At 68.7% G+C, this 23,952-nt stretch carries 16 protein-coding genes and 1 pseudogene; 8 read left to right on the top strand and 9 right to left on the bottom strand.

Annotated elements, in window-relative coordinates; genetic code table 11:
- From HR086_RS47990 to HR086_RS26005, 3 genes and pseudogenes are all read right to left on the bottom strand, one after another.
- Positions 1 to 199 (bottom strand): annotated as a pseudogene (locus HR086_RS47990) (hypothetical protein); the annotation flags it as partial.
- Between the two features lie 59 nt (positions 200 to 258).
- Positions 259 to 1,161: a bile acid:sodium symporter family protein gene (locus tag HR086_RS26010; protein ID WP_141646594.1), complete on the bottom strand. Its 903-nt coding sequence runs from the start codon at positions 1,159 to 1,161 to the stop codon at positions 259 to 261.
- Between the two features lie 213 nt (positions 1,162 to 1,374).
- The gene (locus HR086_RS26005) at positions 1,375 to 3,000 is read right to left on the bottom strand and encodes a M28 family metallopeptidase (RefSeq protein ID WP_174466968.1); all 1,626 of its coding nucleotides are present in this window, start codon (positions 2,998 to 3,000) and stop codon (positions 1,375 to 1,377) included.
- A 150-nt stretch (positions 3,001 to 3,150) separates the two neighbouring features.
- Between HR086_RS26005 and tesB the strand changes: the two genes are divergently transcribed.
- From tesB to HR086_RS25970, 7 genes are all read left to right on the top strand, one after another.
- Positions 3,151 to 4,026 (top strand): acyl-CoA thioesterase II, encoded by an 876-nt coding sequence (tesB, locus tag HR086_RS26000; protein ID WP_141646592.1) that lies wholly within the window; start codon positions 3,151 to 3,153, stop codon positions 4,024 to 4,026.
- 143 nt (positions 4,027 to 4,169) lie between these two features.
- Positions 4,170 to 4,865, top strand: a complete 696-nt coding sequence (locus tag HR086_RS25995) for a glutamine amidotransferase (protein ID WP_174466969.1) — start codon at positions 4,170 to 4,172, stop codon at positions 4,863 to 4,865.
- A gap of 245 nt (positions 4,866 to 5,110) precedes the next feature.
- Positions 5,111 to 5,650, top strand: a complete 540-nt coding sequence (locus HR086_RS25990; RefSeq protein WP_174466967.1) for a PDC sensor domain-containing protein — start codon at positions 5,111 to 5,113, stop codon at positions 5,648 to 5,650.
- 18 nt (positions 5,651 to 5,668) lie between these two features.
- A complete protein-coding gene (locus HR086_RS25985; RefSeq protein ID WP_174466966.1) occupies positions 5,669 to 7,561 on the top strand; it encodes a methyl-accepting chemotaxis protein in 1,893 nt (630 codons plus the stop codon).
- Positions 7,562 to 7,706: 145 nt separating this feature from the next.
- Entirely contained in the window at positions 7,707 to 10,103 is a 2,397-nt protein-coding gene (locus HR086_RS25980; protein ID WP_174466965.1) for a hypothetical protein, read from the top strand.
- Positions 10,104 to 10,217: 114 nt separating this feature from the next.
- The gene (locus HR086_RS25975) at positions 10,218 to 12,644 is read left to right on the top strand and encodes a hypothetical protein (protein WP_174466964.1); all 2,427 of its coding nucleotides are present in this window, start codon (positions 10,218 to 10,220) and stop codon (positions 12,642 to 12,644) included.
- 325 nt (positions 12,645 to 12,969) lie between these two features.
- Positions 12,970 to 15,225 (top strand): hypothetical protein, encoded by a 2,256-nt coding sequence (locus tag HR086_RS25970; protein WP_174466963.1) that lies wholly within the window; start codon positions 12,970 to 12,972, stop codon positions 15,223 to 15,225.
- A 95-nt stretch (positions 15,226 to 15,320) separates the two neighbouring features.
- Here HR086_RS25970 and HR086_RS25965 read toward each other — a convergent pair whose 3' ends face one another.
- From HR086_RS25965 to HR086_RS25950, 4 genes are all read right to left on the bottom strand, one after another.
- Entirely contained in the window at positions 15,321 to 16,253 is a 933-nt protein-coding gene (locus tag HR086_RS25965) for a helix-turn-helix domain-containing GNAT family N-acetyltransferase (RefSeq protein ID WP_174466962.1), read from the bottom strand.
- Between the two features lie 75 nt (positions 16,254 to 16,328).
- Positions 16,329 to 17,318, bottom strand: coding sequence for a bile acid:sodium symporter family protein (locus HR086_RS25960; protein ID WP_141646585.1), 990 nt, complete (start codon positions 17,316 to 17,318; stop codon positions 16,329 to 16,331).
- Between the two features lie 57 nt (positions 17,319 to 17,375).
- Positions 17,376 to 18,473, bottom strand: coding sequence for an endonuclease/exonuclease/phosphatase family protein (locus tag HR086_RS25955; protein WP_174466961.1), 1,098 nt, complete (start codon positions 18,471 to 18,473; stop codon positions 17,376 to 17,378).
- Between the two features lie 114 nt (positions 18,474 to 18,587).
- A complete protein-coding gene (locus HR086_RS25950; RefSeq protein ID WP_174466960.1) occupies positions 18,588 to 20,369 on the bottom strand; it encodes a hypothetical protein in 1,782 nt (593 codons plus the stop codon).
- Between the two features lie 117 nt (positions 20,370 to 20,486).
- Here HR086_RS25950 and HR086_RS25945 point away from each other — a divergent pair, with 117 nt between their 5' ends.
- Positions 20,487 to 21,257: a 3-hydroxybutyrate dehydrogenase gene (locus HR086_RS25945; RefSeq protein WP_217440839.1), complete on the top strand. Its 771-nt coding sequence runs from the start codon at positions 20,487 to 20,489 to the stop codon at positions 21,255 to 21,257.
- On the opposite strand, the gene HR086_RS25940 is transcribed toward HR086_RS25945, so the two are convergent.
- Together HR086_RS25940 and HR086_RS25935 are read right to left on the bottom strand one after the other, a co-directional pair.
- Positions 21,211 to 22,569, bottom strand: coding sequence for an MFS transporter (locus tag HR086_RS25940; RefSeq protein ID WP_174458368.1), 1,359 nt, complete (start codon positions 22,567 to 22,569; stop codon positions 21,211 to 21,213). The two genes, HR086_RS25945 and HR086_RS25940, sit on opposite strands and share 47 nt — an antisense overlap.
- A 56-nt stretch (positions 22,570 to 22,625) precedes the next feature.
- A partial coding sequence (locus HR086_RS25935; protein ID WP_174466959.1) for a hypothetical protein occupies positions 22,626 to 23,952 on the bottom strand: 1,327 nt, incomplete at its 5' end.

Raw genomic sequence — 23,952 nt, 5'->3', positions numbered from 1 at the left:
CGTTGGGGATGGGGCGGGGCAGGGGAAGCGGGGACGGCTGATTGGCCGGCGTGACCTCCGGTGGCTGCGGCGTACCCGGCGTCGGAACGTCCGACGGGGTGGGGGTGGCGGCGCTGGGCTGCTGCGCGGCTGCGGGAGACACCAGGCCCAGGCTCAGGCAGAGCGTGCAAAAGGACAGCGATAGACGCTTGAGCATCATCTCGACACTTCCTCGGGAGTGAGGGGGGACCGCGGCGAGGCAGACCGCGGCTCAGCGGTTCAAGAACGACTGGGAGAGGCTTCGGGACTCGTCTGTTCGTCCGTGTGGCGACGCGTCACCGCGTAGCCGAAGATGGCCGCCGTGAAGTACATGACGATGCTGTAGATGGCCGGAGGGATGGCCATGGTCGCGTTGCCGAGCAGCAGCGGACTCATGGCGATGGTCATCGCGAGGATGCCGTTGTGGATGCCAATCTCCATGCCGATGGCCACGGCCTGACGACGCGGCAGGCGGAACAGCAGCGGCGTGACGTAGCCGATGGCCATGCTCAGCACGTTGAAGCTCAGCGCGGCCAGCCCCACCTGCTTGAAGTACGCGCCGATGTGCGCGCGCTCCTGGTAGACGGCGGCGGCGATGACGACCGCCAGGAACGCGGCGGACATCAGGCGGATGGGCTTGTCCAGGGACTGGGCGATGCCCGGCTTGCGCGAGCGGATGAGCATGCCGATGCTCACCGGGCCCAGCACGATGATGAAGACCTGGAGCACCTTGGAGAACTGCATGGGGACCGCGCGGTCCTCCCCCATGAAGTGCATCAGTGACAGGTTGACGATGAGGGGCAGGGTGACGAGCGTCAGCGCGCTGTTCACCGCCGTCAGCGTGATGTTGAGGGCGACGTCACCGCGGGCCAGGTGGCTGAAGAGGTTCGCCGTCGCTCCTCCAGGAGACGCCGCGAGCAACATCAGCCCCACCGCCAGCTCGGGTCCCAGGCCGAAGGCATGGGCGATGAGCGCGCAGCCGGCGGGAAGCACCAGCATCTGGCACACGAGCCCCACAATCACCGCTCGCGGGTAGACGATGACGCGCTTGAAGTCCGCGAGCGTCAGCGACAGTCCCAGGCCGAGCATGATGACGGCCAACGACAGTGGAATCAGTACCGCGGTGAATACGTTTGACTGCATTCGCCCCCCGCCAATTTTCGGGCGTTTCGTCGCCCGCGCCGCGCTGATGTCTCAAGTGCAATCAAGCGTGGCGCAAACGGGTGTCTCGCTTCAAGCCACCCCCTGGCGATTTGCGACGACGCGCACTCGGCCATGACGCCGGGCGTCATTCATTGTCACATCGATGGAAAGCTACACCTGTACGCGTGTTACCAGGGCCGTGCGGGGATGGTGTCACGGATTGCTCAGGGGGGTGTCCTGTTTGCCATCCGGGGTGTTGGTGCGCGCGAAGCGGCGGAAGAAGCTGTCGTCGTTCCAGCGCGGTCGCTCGGGCGCGTTGGCCACGGTGCGCGTCAGGTCGGTGAGCAGCTGGACGAACTTGATGGCGCCGTCCTTGTGGATGGGCTGGCGCAGGTCGTCCGAGGGGGCGTGGTAGTGGCGCGTGTACCAGTCCTTGAAGGTGCGCTCCTCGGGGGAGCCCGGCGCGTAGCCGAACTTGAAGGACAGGGCTGGCACGCCCTGGCGGATGAAGGCGTACTGGTCGCTGCGGATGAAGGTCATGCTGCTGGGGTTGGGGTCGGGCTGGAGCTTCACGCCGTGCGCCGAGGCGACCTCCCGCAGGGGCGCGAGCAGCGTCGATTCGTCCTGGCCGTAGGCCACCACGCGGGTGAAGTCGAACAGCGGCAGGAACATGTCCAGGTTGAAGTTCGCGACGATGGCGTCGCGGGGCACGGTGGGGTGCGCGGCGAAGTAGCGCGAGCCGATCAGCCCCTTCTCCTCACCCGTCACCAGCACGAAGAGGATGGAGCGCTGGGGCTTCTGGGCCTGGAGCGCGCGGGCCACCTCCAGCACGGCGGCCACGCCCGTCGCGTTGTCCATGGCGCCGTTGTAGATGGCGTCGCCGTTGATGGGCGCTCCCACGCCCACGTGGTCCAGGTGCGCGGTGAGGACGACGTACTCCTTGGCCAGCACCGGATCGCTGCCCGGAAGCACGCCCACGACGTTGACGGATGTCACGGGAGTGGAGACCCACTCGGCGCTCGACTGGAGGCGCGTGGGCAGCTCGAAGCGCGGCAGCGGCTTGCTCGCGTCCGCCAGCGCGAGCAGCTCCTTGAACGAGTGCGGGCTTCCGGTGAACAGCTTCTCGGCGTGCTCCGGGTTGAAGGAGACGCTCACCTGGAGGCCGGACGTGTCGTCCAGCGAGGTGTCCGCGAAGTTCATCGCCGGCTGGAGGCGCGACAGGGCGGAGCGGGACCAGGGCGTCTCCATGTTCTTCGGATTCAGGAGCACCACGGCGCCCACGGCGCCCGCCTTCTTCAGCGCCTTGACCCGCTCCGCCGCGGAGCTGTGGTGGGCCCGCAGGGGGCCGGGGATGTGAGCGGGGCCTCCGTAGATGAAGACGGCCAGCTTGCCCTGGAGGTCCACGCCCGCGAAGTCGTCATGGTTCGCCTCCGGGATGGAGAGGCCATGGCCCACGAATACCAGGGGGGCGTCCAGCTGACCCGACTCGCCCTGGCGCGGGGAGATGAGGGCCTCGCGACCGACGACGAGCGGCGTGCGCTTGCCCTCGCGCACCAGCGTCAGCCGCGAGCGCGCATCCACCAGTCGCCGCGACACCAGCGCCACCTCCTGGAGGTAGCCCTCGCCAGCGCCGGGCTTCACGCCGAGGCCCGCCAACTGCTCGGCCACGTACGCCGCGGCCTCGCGGTGGCCTTCGCTGCCCGTGTCGCGGCCTCGCAGGCGGTCGTCCGCGAGGAACTGGACGTGGCTCCACCAGCGCTTCACCTCGGGGGATGGCTCCGCGGCGGGGGCCAGCGACGGCAGCAGCAACAGCGAGGTCAGCAGGACGGAACGGGGCAAGGGAGCGCTCGCGGGAAGAGGGGAGACTGTTTCCTCAACGGCCGGCGGAGCATGCCATTCCTTCCGCGCCCGGCCAGGGCGTCCTCCGGCGCACGGCGGGCTCACGCGGGGCGAGACAGGCGCGGCCGGGGTCGGCTAGGAGGGGCCTCCATGAGCCGAGTCCTGGACGAGCTGCTGGAGCTCCTCAAGCTGGAGGTCATCGAGGAGAATCTGTTTCGCGGGAGGAGCCAGGACCTGGGCTTCCGCCAGCTCTTCGGTGGGCAGGTGCTGGGGCAGGCGCTGTCGGCGGCCAGCCAGACGGTGGAGCCCGCGCGGCATGTCCACTCGCTTCATGGCTACTTCCTGCGCCCAGGCGACGCGAGCCTTCCCGTCGTCTACACGGTGGACCGGGTGCGCGACGGCGGCAGCATCAGCACGCGGCGCATCGTCGCCATCCAGAAGGGACAACCCATCTTCACGATGATGGCGTCCTTCCACGGAGACGAGGTCGGCTACGCGCACCAGGCCCCCATGCCGGACGTGCCGCCCCCGGAGAGCCTGCCCACGGACCTGGAGCTGCTGCTGCGTCAGGCGGACAGGATTCCGGCGCGGCTGCGCGAGAAGATCCTCTGCGACAAGCCCATCGAGATGCGGCCGGTGGCGTACATGGACCCGTTCAATCCGGTGCCGGACGAGCCGCGCAAGGCAGTGTGGATTCGCGCCGACGGCGAGCTTCCGGAGGACCCCCAGGTCCACAAGTACGTGCTGGCGTACGCGTCCGACTTCAACCTCATCAGCACCGTGCTGCTGCCGCACGCGGCCAGCTTCTTCCAGCCGCAAGTCATCGGCGCGAGCCTGGACCACGCCCTCTGGTTCCATGGGGACCTGAAGGTGAATGACTGGCTGCTCTACGTCATGGACAGCCCGTGGGCGGGCAACGCGCGAGGCCTGGCGCGAGGCTCCGTCTACACGCGCGACGGACGCCTCGTCGCCTCCGTGGCGCAAGAGGGACTGCTGCGCATCCTCAAGGGCGACAAGGCGAAGTAGCGCGGGGGTGCCACCGCTCCGTGAGTGACTCGCGCACTGCTTGCCGCTCGCGGCTGGTCGCGAGCGACAACGCGCGGCACACGCGCCTCGCCCTCGGGATTCCAGGTAGGCTCCGCGCGACGGTGGACACGGAGGTCGTGACGATGCGCGCGGTGGTGTACCAGCACGAGGAGCACGAGGGCGTGGGACTTCTGGGGCCGGCGCTGACGAAGGCGGGCTTCACCCTCGTCAACCGCTTCCGCTCCGCGCGTCACGACGACGTGGACGCGGAGCTGGTGGTGGTGATGGGCGGCCCCATGGGCGTCTACGAGGCGGACCAGCACCCGTTCCTGCGCGAGGAGCTGGCCATCCTCCGCGAGCGACTGGCCAACGAGCGCCCATCTCTGGGCATCTGCCTGGGCGCGCAGTTGCTCGCCGACGCGGCGGGCGCCGAGGTCTTCGCGGGAAAGAATGGCTTCGAGGTGGGCGTGGGCCCGGTGCGTTGGACCGCGGAGGGCGTGCGAGACTCCGTCATCGCCGGCGTGCGCCCCCGCACCGTCGTCGCGCACTGGCATGGTGACACGTACAAGGCCGTGCCCGGCGCCACGCTGCTGGCCTCCACGGACCGCTACGTGCAACAGGCCTTCCGGCTGGGCTCGTCGTTCGGTTTCCAGTTCCATCTGGAGCTGACGGCTCGGGAGATGGGGCGCTGGCTGGAGCTGGGCGCGGAAGACCTTCGCCAGCGCGGCAAGGACCTCGCGGAGCTGAAGGCGCAGCTGCCCAAGCTGGAGTCCGCCGAGCGGGAGAACACCGAGCTGCTCCAGCGGCTCGCGGAGCACTTCGCTCAAACAGTGCGCTGAGGCTCTCGCCGCGCCCTCCGACAGCGCGGCACCTCGCGAGGACCTGGAAATTCGCGGAGGAGCTGGGGGCTTTGCCCCTGGGTCCAGATGGCTCCAAGCGAGCGGGTTCGGACCTGGAGGGTGAGGGCCCCTCTGCCTTCCTGTCTCACGGGTGATGTCTCATTCATGTATCGTCTGGCGAATCCGCCGGCGCAGAGGGGGAAGTCAGTCTCGCCGATACAGCGTGCGGATGCGTTGAGGTGGGGATGTGTTGTTTCGGCATGGTGCTCACGGTGCTCGCGGGGATGCCCCCGGACGGCATCGCGCAGCTCGAGAAGGTGGAGCGGCTGATGCCGGCGCTCCAGCGGATGGCCGTGGACCCGGAGCTGGTTCAGGCGGTGCTCGCCCAGAACTCGCGCGGGGCTTCACTGGTTTCCATTCGCGCGGATGATGACGCGTGGCTGGCCACTCCGGCGATGACGCCCTTCAAGCAGCGCGTGCTCGACGCCGCCTGTTCACGGGTGCTTGCTCGCCACCGCACCTCCCTGGGCCGCGACAAGGTGGCGGAGGCGTTCGTGATGGATCGCCAGGGCGCGCTGGTGGGCGCCACGCGGCGGACGTCCGATTACTGGCAGGGTGACGAAGACAAGTTCCGGGTGCCGTTCAAGCAGGGGCGGGTGCTGCGCGAGCACCCCTTCTTCGACGAGTCCTCGCAAGCCTACGTCATCCAGGTCTCCCTTCCTGTCCGCGACCGTGGCCGTGTCATCGGCGCCGTCACCGTCGGACTCTCCCTGCTGGACCTCTGAAGACTCACGCGGACCGCCATGCGCCTGCTCGACGCCCTCTCCCTCCGCACCCGCCTGACGCTGGCGGTCTCCCTGCTCACGCTCTTCGCGTTGCTGCCGCTCAACATCCTCGGCCGGCTCTTCATCTCCGACAACCTGCAGGAGCAGATCCACGCGACCTTGAGGGTGGAGGCCCAGGGCCTCAGGGACCTCGTCGAGTCCACACTGGCGGAGCGCGAGGCGAACGTCCGGAGCTGGTCGGAGGATGCCATTCTCCGAGGCGCGCTGCTCTTCGACACCTTCGACAAGAGCGACGCGGTGCTCGTCGCCCTGGAGAAGCGTCATCCGACCTTCGCGGGCCTCGTGCTCTTCACCGAGGACGGCCGCGCCGTGTCCGCCAGCGAGGCGCGGCTTCGCAAGGCCTACGAGGGACACGAGGGCGAGGTGCGCGCTTCTGCCTGGTTTCGCGCCGCGCTGAACGGGACGCTGGACACCACGGGCTTCACGAAGGTGGACCCGTTCTTCGAGCGGACGGTGCTGCCGCTCGCGGTGCCCGTGCTGAGCCCCATCAGCGGCGCGCGCATCGGCGTGCTCCTGGCCGCCTACGAGTGGAGCCAGGTGGGGCAGGTGGTGGCCCCCGCGCTGGAGCGCTCCCGGGCCCGAGGCCAGCGGAGCTTCGCCCTGGAGATCCTCGGCGCGGACGGCATGAGCCTCTTCGACACGCACGAGCGCGACCTCTCACGTCCCGACGACGTCGTCCGCGTGGAGTCCATCAACGAGAACTCGGTCCGTGACGTCGGCGATGGCTGGCGCTTCGTGGCCACGGTGGACCCGGAGGACGCCTACGCCCCGCTGGAGCAAGCGAGCAGGGGGGCCATCGCCCTGACGGTGCTCTCGCTCGTCGTCGCGGGCGTGGGGGGCTGGCTCCTGGCGCGCGGAGCCACCGGCCCCATCGCCCGGCTGAGCGAAGTGGTGGGCCGCGTCGTGCGCGAGGGCGACCTCACCCAGCAGGTGGAGGTGTCCAGCCGCCGCGACGAGGTGGGGCAGTTGGCCGCTTCCTTCTCCCAGATGATGGAGCACCTGCGCGAGTCCACGCGTGGCCTCCAGCAGGGCACCAAGGTGCTGGGGCAGACGGTGGCGGAGCTCACCGCCGCCGCCGCGCAGCAGGAGCGCACCCTGACGAAGCAGGCCGCGGCCCTCCAGGAGACGCAGGTGACGGCCCAGGAGATCAAGCAGACGTCACTGATGGCCGCCGAGCGCTCCCAGGCCGTGCTCGGCGTCACCGCGCGAGCCCGCGAGGTGGGGCGCTCCGGCGAGGCCACCGTCTCCGCGAGCCTCCAGGGATTCGAACAACTGCGTGAGCAGGTGGGCCGCGTGGCCGACAGCATCTCCGCCCTCAACGAGCGCACCCAGCAGATTGGCGGCATCACCCAGACGGTGAAGGACCTGGCGGACCAGTCCAACATGCTCGCGCTCAACGCGGCCATCGAGGCCGTTCGCTCCGGCGAGCATGGCAAGGGCTTCGGCGTGGTGGCGCGCGAGATTCGCAGCCTCGCGGACCAGTCCATCACCTCCACTGCCCGCGTGCGGGAGATCCTCGAGGACATCCGCCAGTCCATCCAGGGCTCCGTCACGCTGGCCGTGCAGAGCCAGGGCAGTGCTGAAACCGGATTGGACCAGGTCCGTGCCAGCGGCGACAGCCTCCGCGAGCTGACCGGCATCATCCAGGACAACGCCTCCGCCGCTCAGCAGATCGCCGCCGCCGTGACGCAGCAGAACGCCGGCGTCGCCCAGATCTTCATCGCCGTGACGGACCTGTCCCGGATGATGGAGGAGTCCATGCAGGGTTTGCAGAGCGCTCAGCGGATTACCGCGTCGCTGCGTGACGTGGCCGCGCGGATGGAGACAGTGGCGGCCACGTACCGCGTCTAGTCATTGTTGAGGGGGTAACACTCGGAGTGGTTTGCGGGAGCGCACTCCAAGTAAACATGAATTATGCGCAACCCGGGGATTCCTGGAGCCATTCCGGTTCCCTGGAGTCCCCGTTCCGTTGGTCCTTCATCTGAAGGAGCACCGCATGCGCAGCGTCGTGAAAGCCGCCGTATTCATGGCAGTGATGGCGACGTCCCAGGCGTGGGGATTCGACCCCCCCGCCGCACCCCCCAAGGGCTCACTGGCGAGCCAGGCGTTCTTCAAGCCTGAGCTGTCGCTGGCCAGTGGTCAGGTGCCTCTGAACGAGGCCCTGCCCAAGCTGAGCCCTGATGTGGCGAAGGTCTGGGACGACTTCTTCGCTCGTAACGGGAACAACTTCGAGATCTACGTCGACTCCGTCACGGGTACCGCAGCAAACATCCAGGGCGCCATTCCGCTCATCCCGGGCAATGGCGTGGGCAACAAGCTGACGCTGGGCAGCCTGGGCCGGCAGCTCGGGCGTTCGGTGGACAAGGTGGATGGCGGCGTCGTCGCCGACCTCGTCTACAAGTTCGTGGAGGCCAACCGCGCCGCGGTGGGCGTGGACATGCTCCAACTGGGCCAGGCCCGGGTGGACCAGATCACCCCGGACCTGTGGCAGGTCTCCATCGTCCAGCAGCACCAGGGCATCCCCGTCCGGTATGGACGGCTGGCGGCCACCATCAGCCACGGTAACCTGATTCTGCTGGGCACCGAGTCGTGGACGAACGTGGGGCTCTCGCCCATGCCGCTGGTGGACGCGGACCGGGCGATGGTCGTCGCGCACGAGCGCTTCGGCCTCTACGAGAGCCCGGCCGACGTCTGGCAGGCGCCCAAGCTGGAGGTCGCGCCGGTCTCCGTTCCGGGCGCGGGCTTCGGCAAGGGCATGGGCCACCAGCTCGTGTGGACGTACGGCTTCCAGCTCCAGAACGAGAGCGAGCGCTGGAAGGTGACGGTGGATGCCGCCACCGGTGACGTGCTCGCACTGGAGGACGACAACCACTACTTCGACCAGTCGGTGAAGGGCGGCGTCTACCCGTTCACCAACACGGGTTCGCCCCCGGGTTGCCCGGCGGGCTCGTTCTGCGGCGTCCTGCAGCCCAACTACCCCATGCCCTGGGCCAACGTCGGGACGAACGTCTTCACGGACGGCTACGGCGTTTACGACTACACGGCCGGGACGACGACCACGACACTCGCGGGCCGCTACATCCGGATCGTCGACACGTGCGGCGCCATCAGCGGCACCGGCACGGGCAACATCAACTTCGGGAACGGAACCGTCACGTGCCCCACGCCCACGAGCGGCAACACCGCGGCGACCCGCAGCGCGTTCTATGAGCTGAACCGCATCAAGGAGCTGGCCCGTGGCTGGCTGCCCACCAACGCGTGGCTGCAGGCGTCCATGACGGCCAACGTCAACATCAACAACACCTGCAACGCCTTCTGGAACGGCTCCACGGTCAACTTCTACCGCAGTGGTGGTGGCTGCCGGAACACGGGTGAGATTGGCGCCGTGTTCGACCACGAGTGGGGCCACGGCATGGACGACAACGACACGGCCGGCACGCTGAGCAACTCCAGCGAGGCCTACGCCGACATCGCGTCCATGTACCGCCTGCCGTTCAACCCCGCCGCCACTCCCACCAGCGGCCAGTCTCCCGCGTCGTGCGTGGGCTACGGCTTCTTCCAGACCCTCAACAATGGTTGCGGCATGACGGCGGATGGGACGGGTTACAACGTGAACGAGGCGCAGGCGGGGGCCGCGTGGTGCGCGACCAACTGCTCGGGTGTCCGCGACGCTGACTACGCGGCCCACAACCCGCCGACGCCCACCACGCCGCAGAACTTCGTCTGCCCCCGCTGCTCCACCGGCACGGGGCCGTGCGGCCGGCAGACGCATTGCGCCGCGTCTCCGGTGCGTCAGGCGGCGTGGGACTTCATCGCCCGCGACCTGCGGTCCGCTCCGTTCAACTACGACTGGAACACGGCCCAGAACATCGGCAACAAGGTGTTCTACCAGGGCAGCGGCAACATCGGCTCGTGGCACGCCTGCAACTGCACCGCGGGCACGTCGGATGGCTGCGCGGCCACCAACGGCTACAAGCAGTGGCTGGCGGCGGATGACGACAACGGCAACATCAACGATGGCACGCCGCACATGACGGCCATCTACGCCGCGTTCAACCGTCACAACATCGCATGTGCCACGCCGGTGGCTGTGAACAGCGGCTGTACGGGTGGCCCGACGGCGGCGCCGACCGTTTCGGTGACGCCGGCCACGGGTCAGGTGTCGCTGAGCTGGGGCGCCGTCAGCGGCGCGACGCAGTACTGGGTGATGAAGTCCGACGGCATCAACGGCTGCACGTACGGCAAGGCCCGCGCGGCCACCGTGACGGGCACCAGCTACGTGGACACCGAGGTGCTCACCGGCCACAACACCTGCTACTCGGTGGTGGCCGCGGGCAGCAGCGCCGCCTGCTACGGCGCGTCCAGCACCTGCACCTGCGTGAGCCCGCTGTAGTCCGGCGGCTCACCGGGACATCACCGGCACGGCGGGAGCGCGCTGGAGTGGGGCGCTCCCGCGGTTGACGGCAAGTGGTTCCGAGGCGGCCTTCTCCATGGAGGCCGCCTCTTCATGCTGATTCCGTGTGACGCGAAGGAGCACGACATGCACAGCGTCGTGAAAGCCGCCGTATGTATGGCAGTGATGGCGACGTCCCAGGCGTGGGGATTCGACCCCCCCGCCGCACCCCCCAAGGGCTCACTGGCGAGCCAGGCGTTCTTCAAGCCTGAACTTTCACTGGCCAGTGGACAGGTGCCTCTGAACGAGGCCTTGCCCAGGCTGAGCCCCGACGTGGCGAAGGTCTGGGACGATTTCTTCGCTCGTAACGGGAACAACTTCGAGATCTACGTCGACTCCGTCACGGGTACCGCGGCAAACATCCAGGGCGCCGTTCCACTCATCCCGGGCAATGGCGTGGGCAACAAGCTGACGCTGGGCAGCCTGGGCAGGCAGCTCGGGCGTTCGGTGGACAAGGTGGATGGCGTCGTCGTCGTCGACCTCGTCTACAAGTTCGTGGAGGCCAACCGCGACGTGGTGGGCGTGGACATGCTCCAGTTGGGCCAGGCCCGGGTGGATCAGATCACCCCGGACCTGTGGCAGGTCTCCATCGTCCAGCAGCACCAGGGCGTGCCGGTCCGGTATGGGCGACTGGCGGCCACCATCAGTCACGGTAACCTGATTCTGCTGGGCACCGAGTCGTGGGCCAACGTGGAGATTGCCCCCATGCCGCTGGTGGACGCGGACCGGGCGATGGTCGTCGCGCACGAGCGCTTCGGCCTCTACGAGAGCCCTGCCGACATCTGGCAGGCGCCCACGCTGGAGGTCGCGCCGGTCTCCATTCCGGGCGCGGGCTTTGGGAAGGGCATGGGCCACGAACTGGTGTGGACGTACGGCTTCCAACTCCAGGATGAGCATGAGCGCTGGAAGGTGACAGTGGATGCGGTCACCGGTGAAGTGCTCGCGCTTGAGGACGACAACCACTACGCCTCGGTCAACGGTGGTGTCTATCCGTACACCAACACGGGCGTGCCCTCGCCATGCACCGCGGGCTCGTTCTGCGGCTCGATGCAGCTGCGCTACCCCATGCCCTGGGCCGATGTCGCGCCGGGTGTCTTCGCGGATGGCTATGGGGTGTTCAGTCCTCCCCAAATCGCGACCACGACGCTGACGGGTCGCTACCTTCGCGTCGTTTCCACCTGTCCACTCAGCGTCAGCGCCACGGGCCCGGGGGGCGACATCTCTCTGGGGATAGTCGATGGTGTTTGCGGAACTCCCGACGGTGGAAACACCAGGGCGACCCGCACCGCGTTCTACGAGCTGAACCGCATCAAGGAACTCGCCCGTGGCTGGCTGCCCACCAATGCGTGGCTGCAGGCGTCCATGACGGCCAACGTCAACCTCAACAACACCTGCAACGCCTTCTGGAACGGCTCCACGGTCAACTTCTACCGCAGCGGCGGTGGCTGCCGGAACACGGGTGAGATTGGCGCCGTGCTCGACCATGAGTGGGGCCACGGCATGGACGACAACGACACGGCCGGCACGCTGAGCAACTCCAGCGAGGCCTACGGTGACATCGCGGCCATGTACCGCCAGCCGTTCAACCCCGCATCCACAGCGACCACCGGCAGGTCACCTGCCTCGTGCGTGGGCTACGGCTTCTTCCAGACCACCAACCAGGGCTGCGGCATGACGGCGGATGGGACGGGCTACAACGTGACCGAGGCGCAGACCGGGGCCGCGTGGTGCGCGACCAATTGCTCGGGCGTCCGCGATGCCGACTACGCGGTCCACAACCCGCCGACGCCCACCACGCCGCAGAACTTCGTCTGCACCCGCTGTTCCAATGGCACGGGCCCGTGCAGCCGGCAGGTGCATTGCGCCGGGTCTCCAGTACGTCAGGCGGCGTGGGACTTCGTCGCCCGCGACCTCCAGCTCCCTCCGTTCAACTACGACTGGAACACGGCGCAGAACATCGGCAACAAGGTGTTCTACCAGGGCAGTGGCAACGTCGGCTCATGGCACGCCTGCAACTGCACCGCGGGTACGTCGGATGGCTGCGGGGCTACCAACGGCTACAAGCAGTGGCTGGCAGCGGATGATGACAACGGCAACATCAACGATGGCACGCCGCACATGACGGCCATCCACGCCGCGTTCAGCCGCCACAACATCGCCTGTTCTACGCCCGCGCCGGTGAACAGCGGATGTACGGGTGGCCCGACGGCGGCGCCCACGGTCACCGTGATACCGACCGCTGAACAGGTCTCTCTGAGCTGGAGCCCCATCAGCGGCGCGACACAGTACTGGGTGATGAAGTCGGACGGCGTCAACGGCTGCACGTACGGCAAGGCGCGCGTCGCCACCGTGACGATCACCAGCTACGTGGACACCGAGGTGCTCACCGGCCACAACACCTGCTACTCGGTGATGGCCGCGGGCAGCAGCGCCGCCTGCTACGGCGCGTCCAGCACCTGCACCTGCGCGAGCCCGCTGTAGTCCATCGCGGCGCCCCAGGGCGTCGGCGCGGAGGGGGCACGCTGAAAAGGTGCTCCCCACCGTTGACGGCGCATTCATTCGAGGTGGCTTCCCTGCAGGAGAGGCCACCTCGTGGGTTCGCACTTCCGCACCTGGCCAATGCTGAGTCCTGTTGGTCCTTCATCTGAAGGAGCACTGCATGCGCAGCGTCTTGAAAGCCGCCGTATGTATGGCAGTGATGGCGACGTCCCAGGCGTGGGGATTCACCCCCCCCGCCACTCCTCCGAAGGGCTCACTGGCAAGTCAGGCGTTCTTCACGCCTGAGCTGTCCTTGGCAAGTGGGCAAGTGCCGCTCAAAGAGGCCCTGCCCAAGCTGAGCCCGGATGTAGCGAAGGTCTGGGACGACTTCTTCGCTCGCAACGGGAACAACTTCGAGATCTACGTCGACTCCGTCACGGGCACCACGGCGAACATCCAGGGCGCCGTTCCGCTCATCCCGGGCAATGGCGTGGGCAACAAGCTGACGCTGGGCAGCCTGGGCAAACAGCTCGGGCGCTCGGTGGACAAGGTGGATGGCGTCGTCGTCGTCGACCTCGTCTACAAGTTCGTGGAGGCCAACCGCGACGCGGTGGGCGTGGACATGCTCCAACTGGGCCAGGCACGGGTGGATCAGATCACCCCGGACCTGTGGCAGGTCTCCATCGTCCAGCAGCACCAGGGCGTGCCGGTCCGGCATGGACGGCTGGCGGCCACCATCAGCCACGGTAACCTGATTCTGCTGGGCACCGAGTCGTGGACGAACGTGGCGCTCTCGCCCATGCCGCTGGTGGACGCGGACCGGGCGATGGTCGTCGCGCACGAGCGCTTCGGCCTCTATGAGAGCCCGGCCGCCGTCTGGCAGGCGCCCACATTGGAGGTCGCGCCGGTCTCCATTCCGGGCGCGGGCTTCGGCAAGGGCATGGGCCACCAGCTCGTGTGGACGTACGGCTTCCAGCTCCAGGGTGAGCATGAGCGCTGGAAGGTGACGGTGGATGCGGCTACCGGTGACGTGCTCGCGCTCGAGGACGACAACCACTACGCCTCGGTCAACGGCGGTGTCTATCCGTACACCAACACGGGCGTGCCCGCGACGTGTCCGGCGGGCTCGTTCTGCGGCGCGATGCAGCCGCGCTACCCCATGCCCTGGGCCGATGTCGCGCCGGGTGTCTTCGCGGATGGCCATGGGGTGTTCAGTCCTCCTCCTCCTCCCCAAATCGCGACCACGACGCTGACGGGCCGCTACCTTCGGGTCGTTCCCGCCTGTCCACTCAGCGTCAGCACCACGGGCCCGGACGGCGACATCGCGCTGGGGACAGTCGATGGTGTTTGCGGAACTCCCGACGGTGGAAACACCAGGGCGACCCGCACCGCGTTCTACGAGCTGAACCGCATCAAGGAACTCGCCCGTGGCTGGCTGCCCACCAATGCGTGGCTGCAGGCGTCCATGACGGCCAACGTCAACCTCAACAACACCTGCAACGCCTTCTGGAACGGCTCCACGGTCAACTTCTACCGCAGCGGCGGTGGCTGCCGGAACACGGGTGAGATTGGCGGCGTGCTCGACCACGAGTGGGGCCACGGCATGGACGACAACGACACGGCTGGCACGCTGAGCAACTCCAGCGAGGCGTACGGTGACATCGCGGCCATGTACCGCCAGCCGTTCGACCCCGCGTCCACGGCGACCATAGGCAGGTCTCCTGGATCTTGCGTGGGCTACGGCATCTACCTGACCCTCGCCACGGGCTGCGGCGTGACGGAGGATTTGACGGGCCGCCTCGTGAACGAGGCGCAGACGGAGGCCCCTTGGTGCGCGACCAACTGCTCCGGTGTCCGCGACGCCGACTACGCGGCCCACAACCCGCCGACGCCCACCACGCCGCAGAACTTCGTCTGCACCCGCTGCTCCATCGGCACGGGTCCGTGCAGCCGGCAGGTGCATTGCGCCGGGTCTCCAGTACGTCAGGCGGCATGGGACTTCGTCGCCCGGGACCTCCAGCTCCCTCCGTTCAACTACGACTGGAACACGGCGCAGAACATCGGGAACAAGGTGTTCTATCAGGGCAGCGGCAACATCGGCTCGTGGCACGCCTGCAACTGCACCGCTGGCACGTCGGATGGCTGCGCGGCCACCAACGGCTACAAGCAGTGGCTGGCGGCGGATGACGACAACGGCAACATCAACGATGGCACGCCGCACATGACGGCCATCCACGCCGCGTTCAGCCGCCACAACATCGCCTGTGCCACGCCCACGCCCATGAACAGCGGATGCACGGGAGGCCCGACGGCGAAGCCCACTGTCACCGTGATACCGGCCGCTGAACAGGTCTCGCTGAGCTGGGGCCCCGTCGCTGGCGCGACGCAGTACTGGGTAATGAAGTCGGACGGAGTCAACGGCTGCACATACGGCAAGGCGCGCGTCGCCACCGTGACGATCACCAGCTACGTGGACACCGAGGTGCTCACCGGCCACAACACCTGCTACTCGGTGGTGGCCGCGGGCAGCAGCGCCGCCTGCTACGGCGCGTCCAGCACCTGCACCTGCGTGAGCCCGCTGTAGTTCGGCGACTCACCGACACGGTGGGACGGTGCTCCCACCTCTGCCAGCGCGCAGTCACTCGAGGCGGCTTCCATCCGGGGAGGCCGCCTCGTTCGTCAGAGCTTCAGCTCCCACGTCTCGCCAATGAGTCCCTCGCCGAACTCCTGGTGGGGTTCCGTGCTGACGCGCACGAAGCCGGCGCCCTCGTAGACGCGACGCGCGGCATGCAGCTGGCTGTCCGTCCACAGTCTCACCTTCCGGTAACCGGCTTCACGGGCGAAGGTCACACACGCGTCCACCAACCGGGCGCCGATGCCGAGCCCCCGCGCCGAGGGCTCCACCAACAGCAGCCTCAGCTTCGCCACCGTCTTCGTGTCCTGGACGAGGAACACGGAGCCGACACTTCGCCCATTCACCTCGGCGATCCAACAGCGCTCCCGGGCGGGCTCCTGCTCCAGGATGAACTTCGCGGCGACGCTGGCGACCAGCGCCTCGAAGCGCTCGCCCCAGCCGTACTCCTGGCTGTACAGCACGCCGTGGCGGTGGATGACCCAGCCGATGTCCCCAGGCCGGTGGGGCCGCAGCACGACGTCGGCGCTCGACGCCGGGGGCTTCTCACCCAGCAGCTCCTGGATGGTTTGCATGGCCTCGAGGAGCCGCTGGCGCGCGTCGGTCTTCAGCGGGGAGATGAGCGCGCGGATGGAGTCGTGGGAGCGGCTGTTGAGCCGCTCGTAGGTCTGCTCTCCCTTCGCCGTCAGGCGCACCAGGTGCTGGCGACCGTCCGTCGCGGACGTCACCTTTTCGATGAGCCCCTGCGTTCCGAAGTTGCGGAGCAGGCGACTGAGGTAGCCCGGGTCCAACGCCAGCTCACGGCTCAGCTCCGCCGCGGTGGGGGTCTCCCGGTGGAACAGCTCGTAGATGACGCGGGCCTCGGTCAGCGAGAACTCGCTGTTCAAGAGCCCCTCGTCCAGCACGCCAATCTTCTGCGTGTAGAAGCGATTGAAGTGCCGCACCGCCGCCACGCCTTGGTCCCGTCGAGTCTGTGCCATTCAGTCCTGTCTCCAAGGCGCCGTGCCGTTCGAGGTCATTGTCGGGGAAGCCGTTGACTCAGGCAACCAGTTGGTTCACGGCGCCGGTGGGCGCGCCGCATAGCGCTCGGCCAGCACCGAGCACACGAGCAGCTGGAGCTGGTGGTAGAACATGAGGGGCAGGACGATGAGCCCCAGTCCAGGGTGTGCCCCAAAGAGGAGCCGCGCCATGGGCACCCCCGAGGCCAGCGTCTTCTTCGAGCCGCAGAAGACCGCGGCGATCTCATCCTCGGTGGAGAACCGCAGTCTGCGCGCCGTCAGCGTGCTCAGGGTCAGCACGGTGGCGAGGATGAGCACCGCGCCCCCCAGGATGAGCGCGACGATGGCGCCGCCATGGCGACTGAAGATGCCGGACGCGACGGAGTCGCAGAACGAGGCATAGACGAGCACCAGGATGAACAGCCGGTCCACGCCGTTGGTGTACTTGCGGTAGCGGGCGAAGAACGCGCCGAGCAGCGGCCGCGCGAGCTGCCCCAGCGCCAGCGGCAGGAGCAGCAGCAGGGACAACTTGAGGATGGCGTCCCCCAGCGAGAGCGACTGCCCGGTGGTGCGCGCCAAAAGCCCGACGATGAGCGGCGTGAGGAAGATGCCGAGCAGGCTGGACAGGCTCGCGTCGAAGATGGCCCCCGCCACGTTGCCCCTGGCGACGCCCGTCATCGCCACGGACGAGGAGATGGTGGACGGCACCGCGCACAGGAACAGGAAGCCGAGCGACACGTCCGCCGGCACCCACGCCCCGAAGACGAGGTTGAGCACGAGCCAGAGGGCGGGGAACACCCCGAAGGTGAACGACTGCACCAGCACGTGCAGGCGCCACTGGAGGGCCCCGGCCCTGAGCTGGGCCATGGGCATGCCCAGCCCGTGGAGGAAGAACACGGCGAAGATGCCGACGTTGGTGACGACGTCGGCATGCATCGCGCCGCCGGACCGGCCGAAGTCCGGGAAGAGGAGGGCGAGCCCGACGGCACCGAGCATCCCCAGGAGGAACCAGTCCCGCGCGAGCCGCTTGACGAGGCGTAGAGACATGTCGGGGGCTGAATACTCCCTGCCTCGGGAGACCTCCAGCCCCCTGTGTCTCCAGGGTCAGTCGTCCACCCGGAACTCCACCACCAGGCCCGCGTGGTCCGACGGCCAGAGGCCGGAGTTCGTGCGGTCATCAATCAGGGTGCCCACCACCACCGCGGACTGGGGATTGACGTTGTCCCCGGCGTACAGCACCAGGTCGATGCGCTCGTCGAGCGCATCCGTGTTGGCGTCGTTCACCGTCTCGCTGAAGCAGCAGGTGAAGCCGTCACCCGTGCCCACCGTGGACCAGGCGTCGACGAGCCCCGTCCCCGGGCCGACGATGGTGGGATAGCCGGTGGTGGCCGCGCCCGGTCCGGTGTTCAGGTCTCCGACGACGATGAGCGGCCGGTCATAGGTGTTGACGAGCGCGGCCAGCTCCGTGGCCTGGTTCTCGTTGCCGGGCCGCAACGTCTCCAGGTGGGTGTTGACGAAGGTGATGCGCGCGCCGTCCACCGTGGCGTCCAGCTTGTTGTAGCCGCGCAGGAAGCGAATCGACGCGCCGCCCACGGGCACCTCCTGGGCATAGGCGTAGTTGCCCGTCACCACGTTGGCGATCTGCACGTCACCGCGCGCCAGGATGACGTCCCGGTCCGTGAGCCGCACGTCCGTGAGGTCCGTCGCGTTGCCCGCGAGCGCCGCGGGGACCTCCGCGTCCGCGTTCTGCACCGTCGCGGCGGCGCGGTAGTTGAGCCCCCGGCTCTGCAGCTCCGCCAGCAGGATGGCCAGGAAGTCGTACGTCACGGTCTGCGCGTTGGGCACCGGGTTGGAGGCGAAGTCGCTCGGGCTCTGGGTCCGGTAGAGGGAGACCTCCTGCAGGCCGACGAGGGCCGGGTTGGTGCTCTGGATTTCGTCCGCGATGGCCTTGGCGCGCTCGGGGAAGTTCGTCGCCTGCACCGTCGTGTAGAGCTGCGCGGCGATGGCGGGAATCTGCTGGGGCGTCTGCGCCGTGGCGAGCAGCTCGATGTTGCCGCCGAGATAGAGGTTGCGGGTCATCACCTTGAACTGGGCGGCGCCCGGCAGGACGGAATCATCACCGTCGTCGTCATTGCAGGCGACGAGGCACAGCGGAGCGCACGCGAGCAGCGGCGCGAGACGAAGGAAGCGAAGTGGGGTCATGGGGCCGATGGGGGCAAGGGTGGAGTGCCGCGAATCCGGCCCCGTTCCCGCATGACAGGCAAAAGGATTCCCAGCGCCGCGTCGGCTCACGCACAGCCGTCGGCACTGGAGTGTTCAAAGCCCCGCTGGCCCTCGGCTGTAAGGCAGAGCGAGGTGTTCGCCAGGAGGCGGAAGCGTGAGCGCGCGCAGCCCGTCTCCGCTCCACGTGACGAAGCAGAGCTCGGTCGACTCCAGGGCCCTTCCGAAGTCGAAGTGCACGCGCGTGAATCCCCCCTCGTTCGACTCCAGCACCGTGACGTTCAGGTCCCCCAGCCGCAGCTTCGTGCCGATGGGCGGCGGCGTGTCCCGATTGACCAGCTCCCAGAACCCCGGGTGTCGCGGTGTGCCGCTCACGACGAGGTCGAAAGCCTCCGGGGAGGTCCGCTCGAGGACATGGTCATGTGGCGCGGCGCTGAGCAGCCGGTAGAGGCGCGGGGCGCGGCCCTGGAGCAGCATGGCGGCGGGCACGTAGAGCGAGATGCTCGGGTCCGCGGCGGCCACCATGACCATCGTCCCCGCGCAGGGCGGGGCCTCGCGGGCGATGCGCCACTGCGCCTCCGCGATGCGGCCCAGCGCCACGCCCAGGCCCACCCGGAACAAGGGGCCCAGCACGCCGTGGCCCAGCACGAGCACCACGACAGCGGACCGGAGCAGGAGCTGGTGGCGGCGAGGGAGGGTGGCCTCGCGCGCCGCCGCCCAACCCCGGAGGATGAGCACCGCGACCAGTGCGCTCCCCGCGAGCAGCGGCACCATGAGGACGCGTCCTCCGATGATTCCCGCCGCGCCGGGAATCGTGGCCGCCAGGCCCCCGGGCAACAGCCAGCGCAGGGTGCCGCGCTCCTGTTCGGACAGGCGCGACTGGAGGGCGCGCAGCATCAGCAGCGCGCCCACGGTGGCGAGCGCGCCCCAGGCCGCGAAGCCGGAGTGCAGCTCTGGGGTTCCCGAGGCCGCGTCGGACGGCGTGGCCACCACCAGCTCCCCCACGAGGATGCACACGCGCTGGAGGAGGGTGGCGAGGAAGGCCCCGGGCGCGCCAATCGGGTCCAGATAGCCGCCGCTGCCGCGCGCGCCGTAGCCCTGACTCGCATAGAAGAAGAGGTAGGCCGTGACGAGCAGCGCGTAGGGCATGAGCCGCCGCGCGCACTGGCGCCACCCCTCGCGGCGGCCGAAGACCTCATAGGCACCGATGAGCCCCACCGCGCCCAGCGCGGCCTCGCCGGAGAACAACGCGGCCACCAGTGCGAGCGGCGCGAGGACTCGGCCAGGCTTCCAGCTTTCTTCGCGGGAGCGCAGGTGGGCGGCCAGGGCGAGCAGTCCCAGGAGCGCGGAGACGAGCGGGTGGCGCGCGGCGAGCCAGGCCACCGGGAACAGGTGCGCGGCGGCCACCGCGTAGAGGACCGTGGCCAGCGCGGCCAGGGAGGGTGGCAACAGCCGCCGGTGCAGCCAGCCGACCAGCGTCACCAGTGCCAGGAACCAGGCGAGGCTGTGCAGGTGCGCGGGGAAGGGGGCGTCGTCGAAGAGCCACGCGTCGGCGGTGAGCAGCGCGCTGGGCAGGGGACGGAAGAAGCGCACCGACAGCGAGTCCGACGCCCACCAGGGCAAGAGCCCGGACTCCCTCAACCGGGCCGGGTCCGTGCGCGGGCCGCCCACGAACTCGTAGAGCGTCAGCGGTCCCCAGTCACCCAGGGACGCCACCTGTCCGGAGAGGGCGAGCCGGTGCACCAGGTCGTCGAGCAGCAGTCCCACGCGCAAGGACGGCAGCGAGACGAGGATGCCCAGCCCCAACGCCAGGATGAGCGAGCGGGGCCAGCTTCGCCATGCTCCAGCCGTCCTCGCGCGAGATGAACTTTCCGCCATGGAGACCTCCACCTTCGCCCGAATGCGTCAGGCGCTTCAAGGCGGGGTGCGGCATGGAGAGCGCGCTCCCACGGCATTGCCCCGCGCGCCGGGTTCCGTCACGATGGGGACATGAACATGAATTCACCTTCAGGTCGATGCGCGGTGGTGACGGGGGCCGCGCACGGCATTGGTCTCGCGGTGGCGGAGTCGCTGGCCGCCCAGGGGATGAAGGTGTTGCTGGCGGACCTGGACGAGGTGGCGGGGGTCCAGGCCGCGACGCGACTTCCAGGGGCGCTCTTCCAGCGCACGGACGTGTCGTCGCGCGAGGATTGTCGGGCGCTGGTGGGGCGGGCCGAGCGGGAGTGGGGGCGGCTGGACATCCTGGTGAACAACGCGGGCGTGCAGCACGTGGCGCCGGTGGAGGAGTTCCCCGAGGAGCGCTGGGAGCAGCTCATCCGCATCATGCTGGTGGGGCCCTTCGTGCTGACGCGGCACGCGCTGCCGCTGATGTATGCCCGGAAGTGGGGACGCATCATCAACGTGTCGTCGCTCCATGGGCTGGTCGCCTCGCCGTACAAGTCGGCGTACGTGTCCGCGAAGCATGGGCTGATGGGCCTGACGAAGACGGTGGCGCTGGAGGCCGCGGACCGGGGCGTCACGGTGAACGCCGTGTGCCCCAGCTACGTGCGCACGCCGCTGGTGGAGAAGCAGATCGCCGACCAGGCGCGAATCCACGGCCTCACCGAAGCGGAAGTCGTGGAGAAGATCATGCTCGCTCCCGCGGCGGTGAAGCGGCTGCTGGAGCCCGAGGAGGTCGCCGCCTATATCGGCTTCCTGTGCTCGGACGCCGCGGGGGGCATCACGGGGTCCGCGCAGGTGATGGACTGCGGCTGGACGGCTCGCTGAGCGCGTCCCCGGTGGGGGGCGCCTCCGTGAGCTGGGCGCGGTAGGTCTCCGCGGACAGCCAGACGGAGACGAGCGTGACGACGGCCAGGGCCACCATGTAGAGCGACACTGGCCACGCCTGTCCACCCGAGCGGGCCAGCAGCGCGGTGGCGATGACGGGCGACAGGCCTCCGGCGAACACCGACGCCATCTGGTAGCCGAGCGAGGCCGCGCTGTAGCGGACGCGGGTGCCGAACAGCTCCGAGAAGAAGCTGGCCTGCGGGCCGTACATGGCCGCGTGGGCGATGATGCCCAGCGTAATCGCCAGCCAGATGAGCCCCGTCTCCTTCGTGTCGAGGAGCCAGAAGAAGGGGAAGGCCATCAGCCCACAGCCCAGCGCGCCGGCCAGGTAGACGGGACGTCGGCCGAAGCGGTCCGACGCCGCGCCGAACGCGGGAATCGCCACCAGGTGGACGGACGTGGCGATGAGCACGCCGTTGAGCAGCGTGGTGCGTGGTAACCCCAGCCGCTCCGTGCCATAGGAGAGGACGAACGTGGTGATGATGTAGAAGAAGCCGTTCTCCGCGAAGCGCGCCCCCATGGCGAGGAGGATCTGCCGGGGGTACTGGCGAAGCGCGTCCATCACCGGGAGGCTCTCCGCGGCCTCCTGCTTCGGGCGCGCCTTGAAGATGGGCGACTCCGCGACCTTGAGACGGATGAACACGCCCATGCCGATGAGCACCGCGCTCAACAGGAAGGGGACGCGCCAGCCCCATGCGAGGAACGCCGCGTCGGGCATCCGCGAGAAGTAGCTGAACACGGCCGTGGCCACGAGCAGGCCCGCCGGCGCGCCCATCTGCGGCCAGCTCCCATAGAACCCCCGGCGGTGCGCGGGGGCGTGCTCCACCGCCATCAGCACCGCGCCGCCCCACTCGCCGCCCAGCCCGAAGCCCTGGATGAGCCGCAGGAGGACGAGCAGCGCGGGAGCCCAGGCGCCCACGGTGTCGTACGTGGGCAGCAGGCCCACCGCGAAGGTGGCCACCCCCATCAACATGAGCGTCGCGCTGAGCATCGCCTTGCGGCCCAGCTTGTCTCCGTAATGCCCGAAGACGACCCCGCCCAGGGGCCGGGCGATGAAGCCCACGGCGAAGGTGCCGAAGGCCGCCATCGTCCCGGTGAGCGGGTCGAACGACGGGAAGAACAGGCGGTTGAACACCAGCGCCGCCGCCGTCCCGTAGAGGAAGAAGTCGTACCACTCGATGGCGGTGCCGATGAAGCTGGCCACCGCCACCTTCAGGATGGAGTCCCGCTGCTCATGCGCCGGTGCTTCCATGGGGGCTGCTCCTCTGGGCTGGACCTCGGGCTGCGTGGCGTACGGCGGCGAGCGGGCTAGAGCTGGAGGCGGAGCGTCAGGAAGTAGGACGCGTCAATCTCGTCTGCGACACCGTCCTGCTTCTTCTGGTAGCGCGCGTACCGGCCGCCAATCGCCACGTCCTCGGTGAACCAGTAGGTGCCACCGATGTTGAGGAAGGTCTGCGTCGTCCGGGTGACGGGCTCCCGAGCCGGCGCGTCCCCGGTGGCCGCGACAAAGGAGGGAGAGCGGTCCGCGACGCGGTTGAACTGCACGCCGATGCCCGAGCGACCGTGGAGGTTGACGTCCACGCCCGCGCCCAGGCTGGTGGCGGTGTAGTGGGTGCCCAGGAGTTGGTCGGCGAAGCCCGGCGTGCTGTTCGTCACGTCGTTCTGGACGCGCGCGAAGTTGAAGAACGGGGTGATGAACAGCGGGATGCCCACGTCGGCGTGCAGCTTGAACAGCAGGTTGCCGCGCAGGTTGTTGCCGTGCAGGAGCGGGTCCGTGCGCGACGTCGTCTGGTAGTTCACGTCGAAGACCTGGGCCATGGCCTTCGCCTCGAACAGCTCGTGCGAGTACGACAGCGAGGGACTGAGGACCTGGAAGTGCAGGTCGTCATCGGGCTGGCCATTGCGGTAGTTGGCCAGCGGGCGCTCCCAGAAGCGGCTGCCACCACCGAACGAGCCGCCCACCTGGTAGGAACTGGAGGTGCTCAGCGGGTTGGCCGCGGTGAAGCCCATGCCCAGGCGGAAGCCGTTCCACTCGTAGGCGGCCTGCGCGCCCTGGCCCCGGTTGAAGCCGCTGTAGAGCAGCGGGTCTCGCGTGTACTTGTCCGCCAGCAGCGTGTCCGCGATGTGCGTGGAGATGAAGTCCACGCTGGCCGGGTCCACGATGATGCCGGCCTCCAGCGTCACGCCCCAGCGCTGGAGCCGGATGACCTGGTCCCTCACGCTGAAGGACGCGGTGCCTTCCCACACGCCGGAGCCGTGCGCGCGGATGTTGCGCTCGAACTCGCTGCGGAAGGAGACGTACTGCCCCAGGCGTCCCTCGAAGCCGAAGCGGGTGAGCGCCACCGTCGTCGCGCGGCTCTCCCGGTTGCGGTTGAGCGTCTGGATGAGGTTCTCCACGTGGAGCCCGCCCGCGAGCGCGAGCACGGGCTTCACGTAGAACGTCTCGTTGCCCACGGCCAGGCTCGGCCGGGTGACGGGCGGCGGGCGGGTGTCGACGACCTCGGTGGTGCCCGCCATCTCCTCGGGGTTCTTGGCCGCCTCTTTCGCCGTGGGCTTCTCGGCGGCGAGCTCTCCGGCCGACGTCGCGTCGGTGGTGGCCTGGGGCGCCGGCACCTCGGCGGGCGTGGGCTCCGCC

Origin of the sequence: Myxococcus sp. CA039A, assembly GCF_013336645.1 — a bacterium.
Taxonomy (GTDB): Bacteria; Myxococcota; Myxococcia; order Myxococcales; family Myxococcaceae; genus Myxococcus; species Myxococcus llanfairpwllgwyngyllgogerychwyrndrobwllllantysiliogogogochensis.
This window is presented reverse-complemented; position numbering and strand designations above follow the sequence as displayed.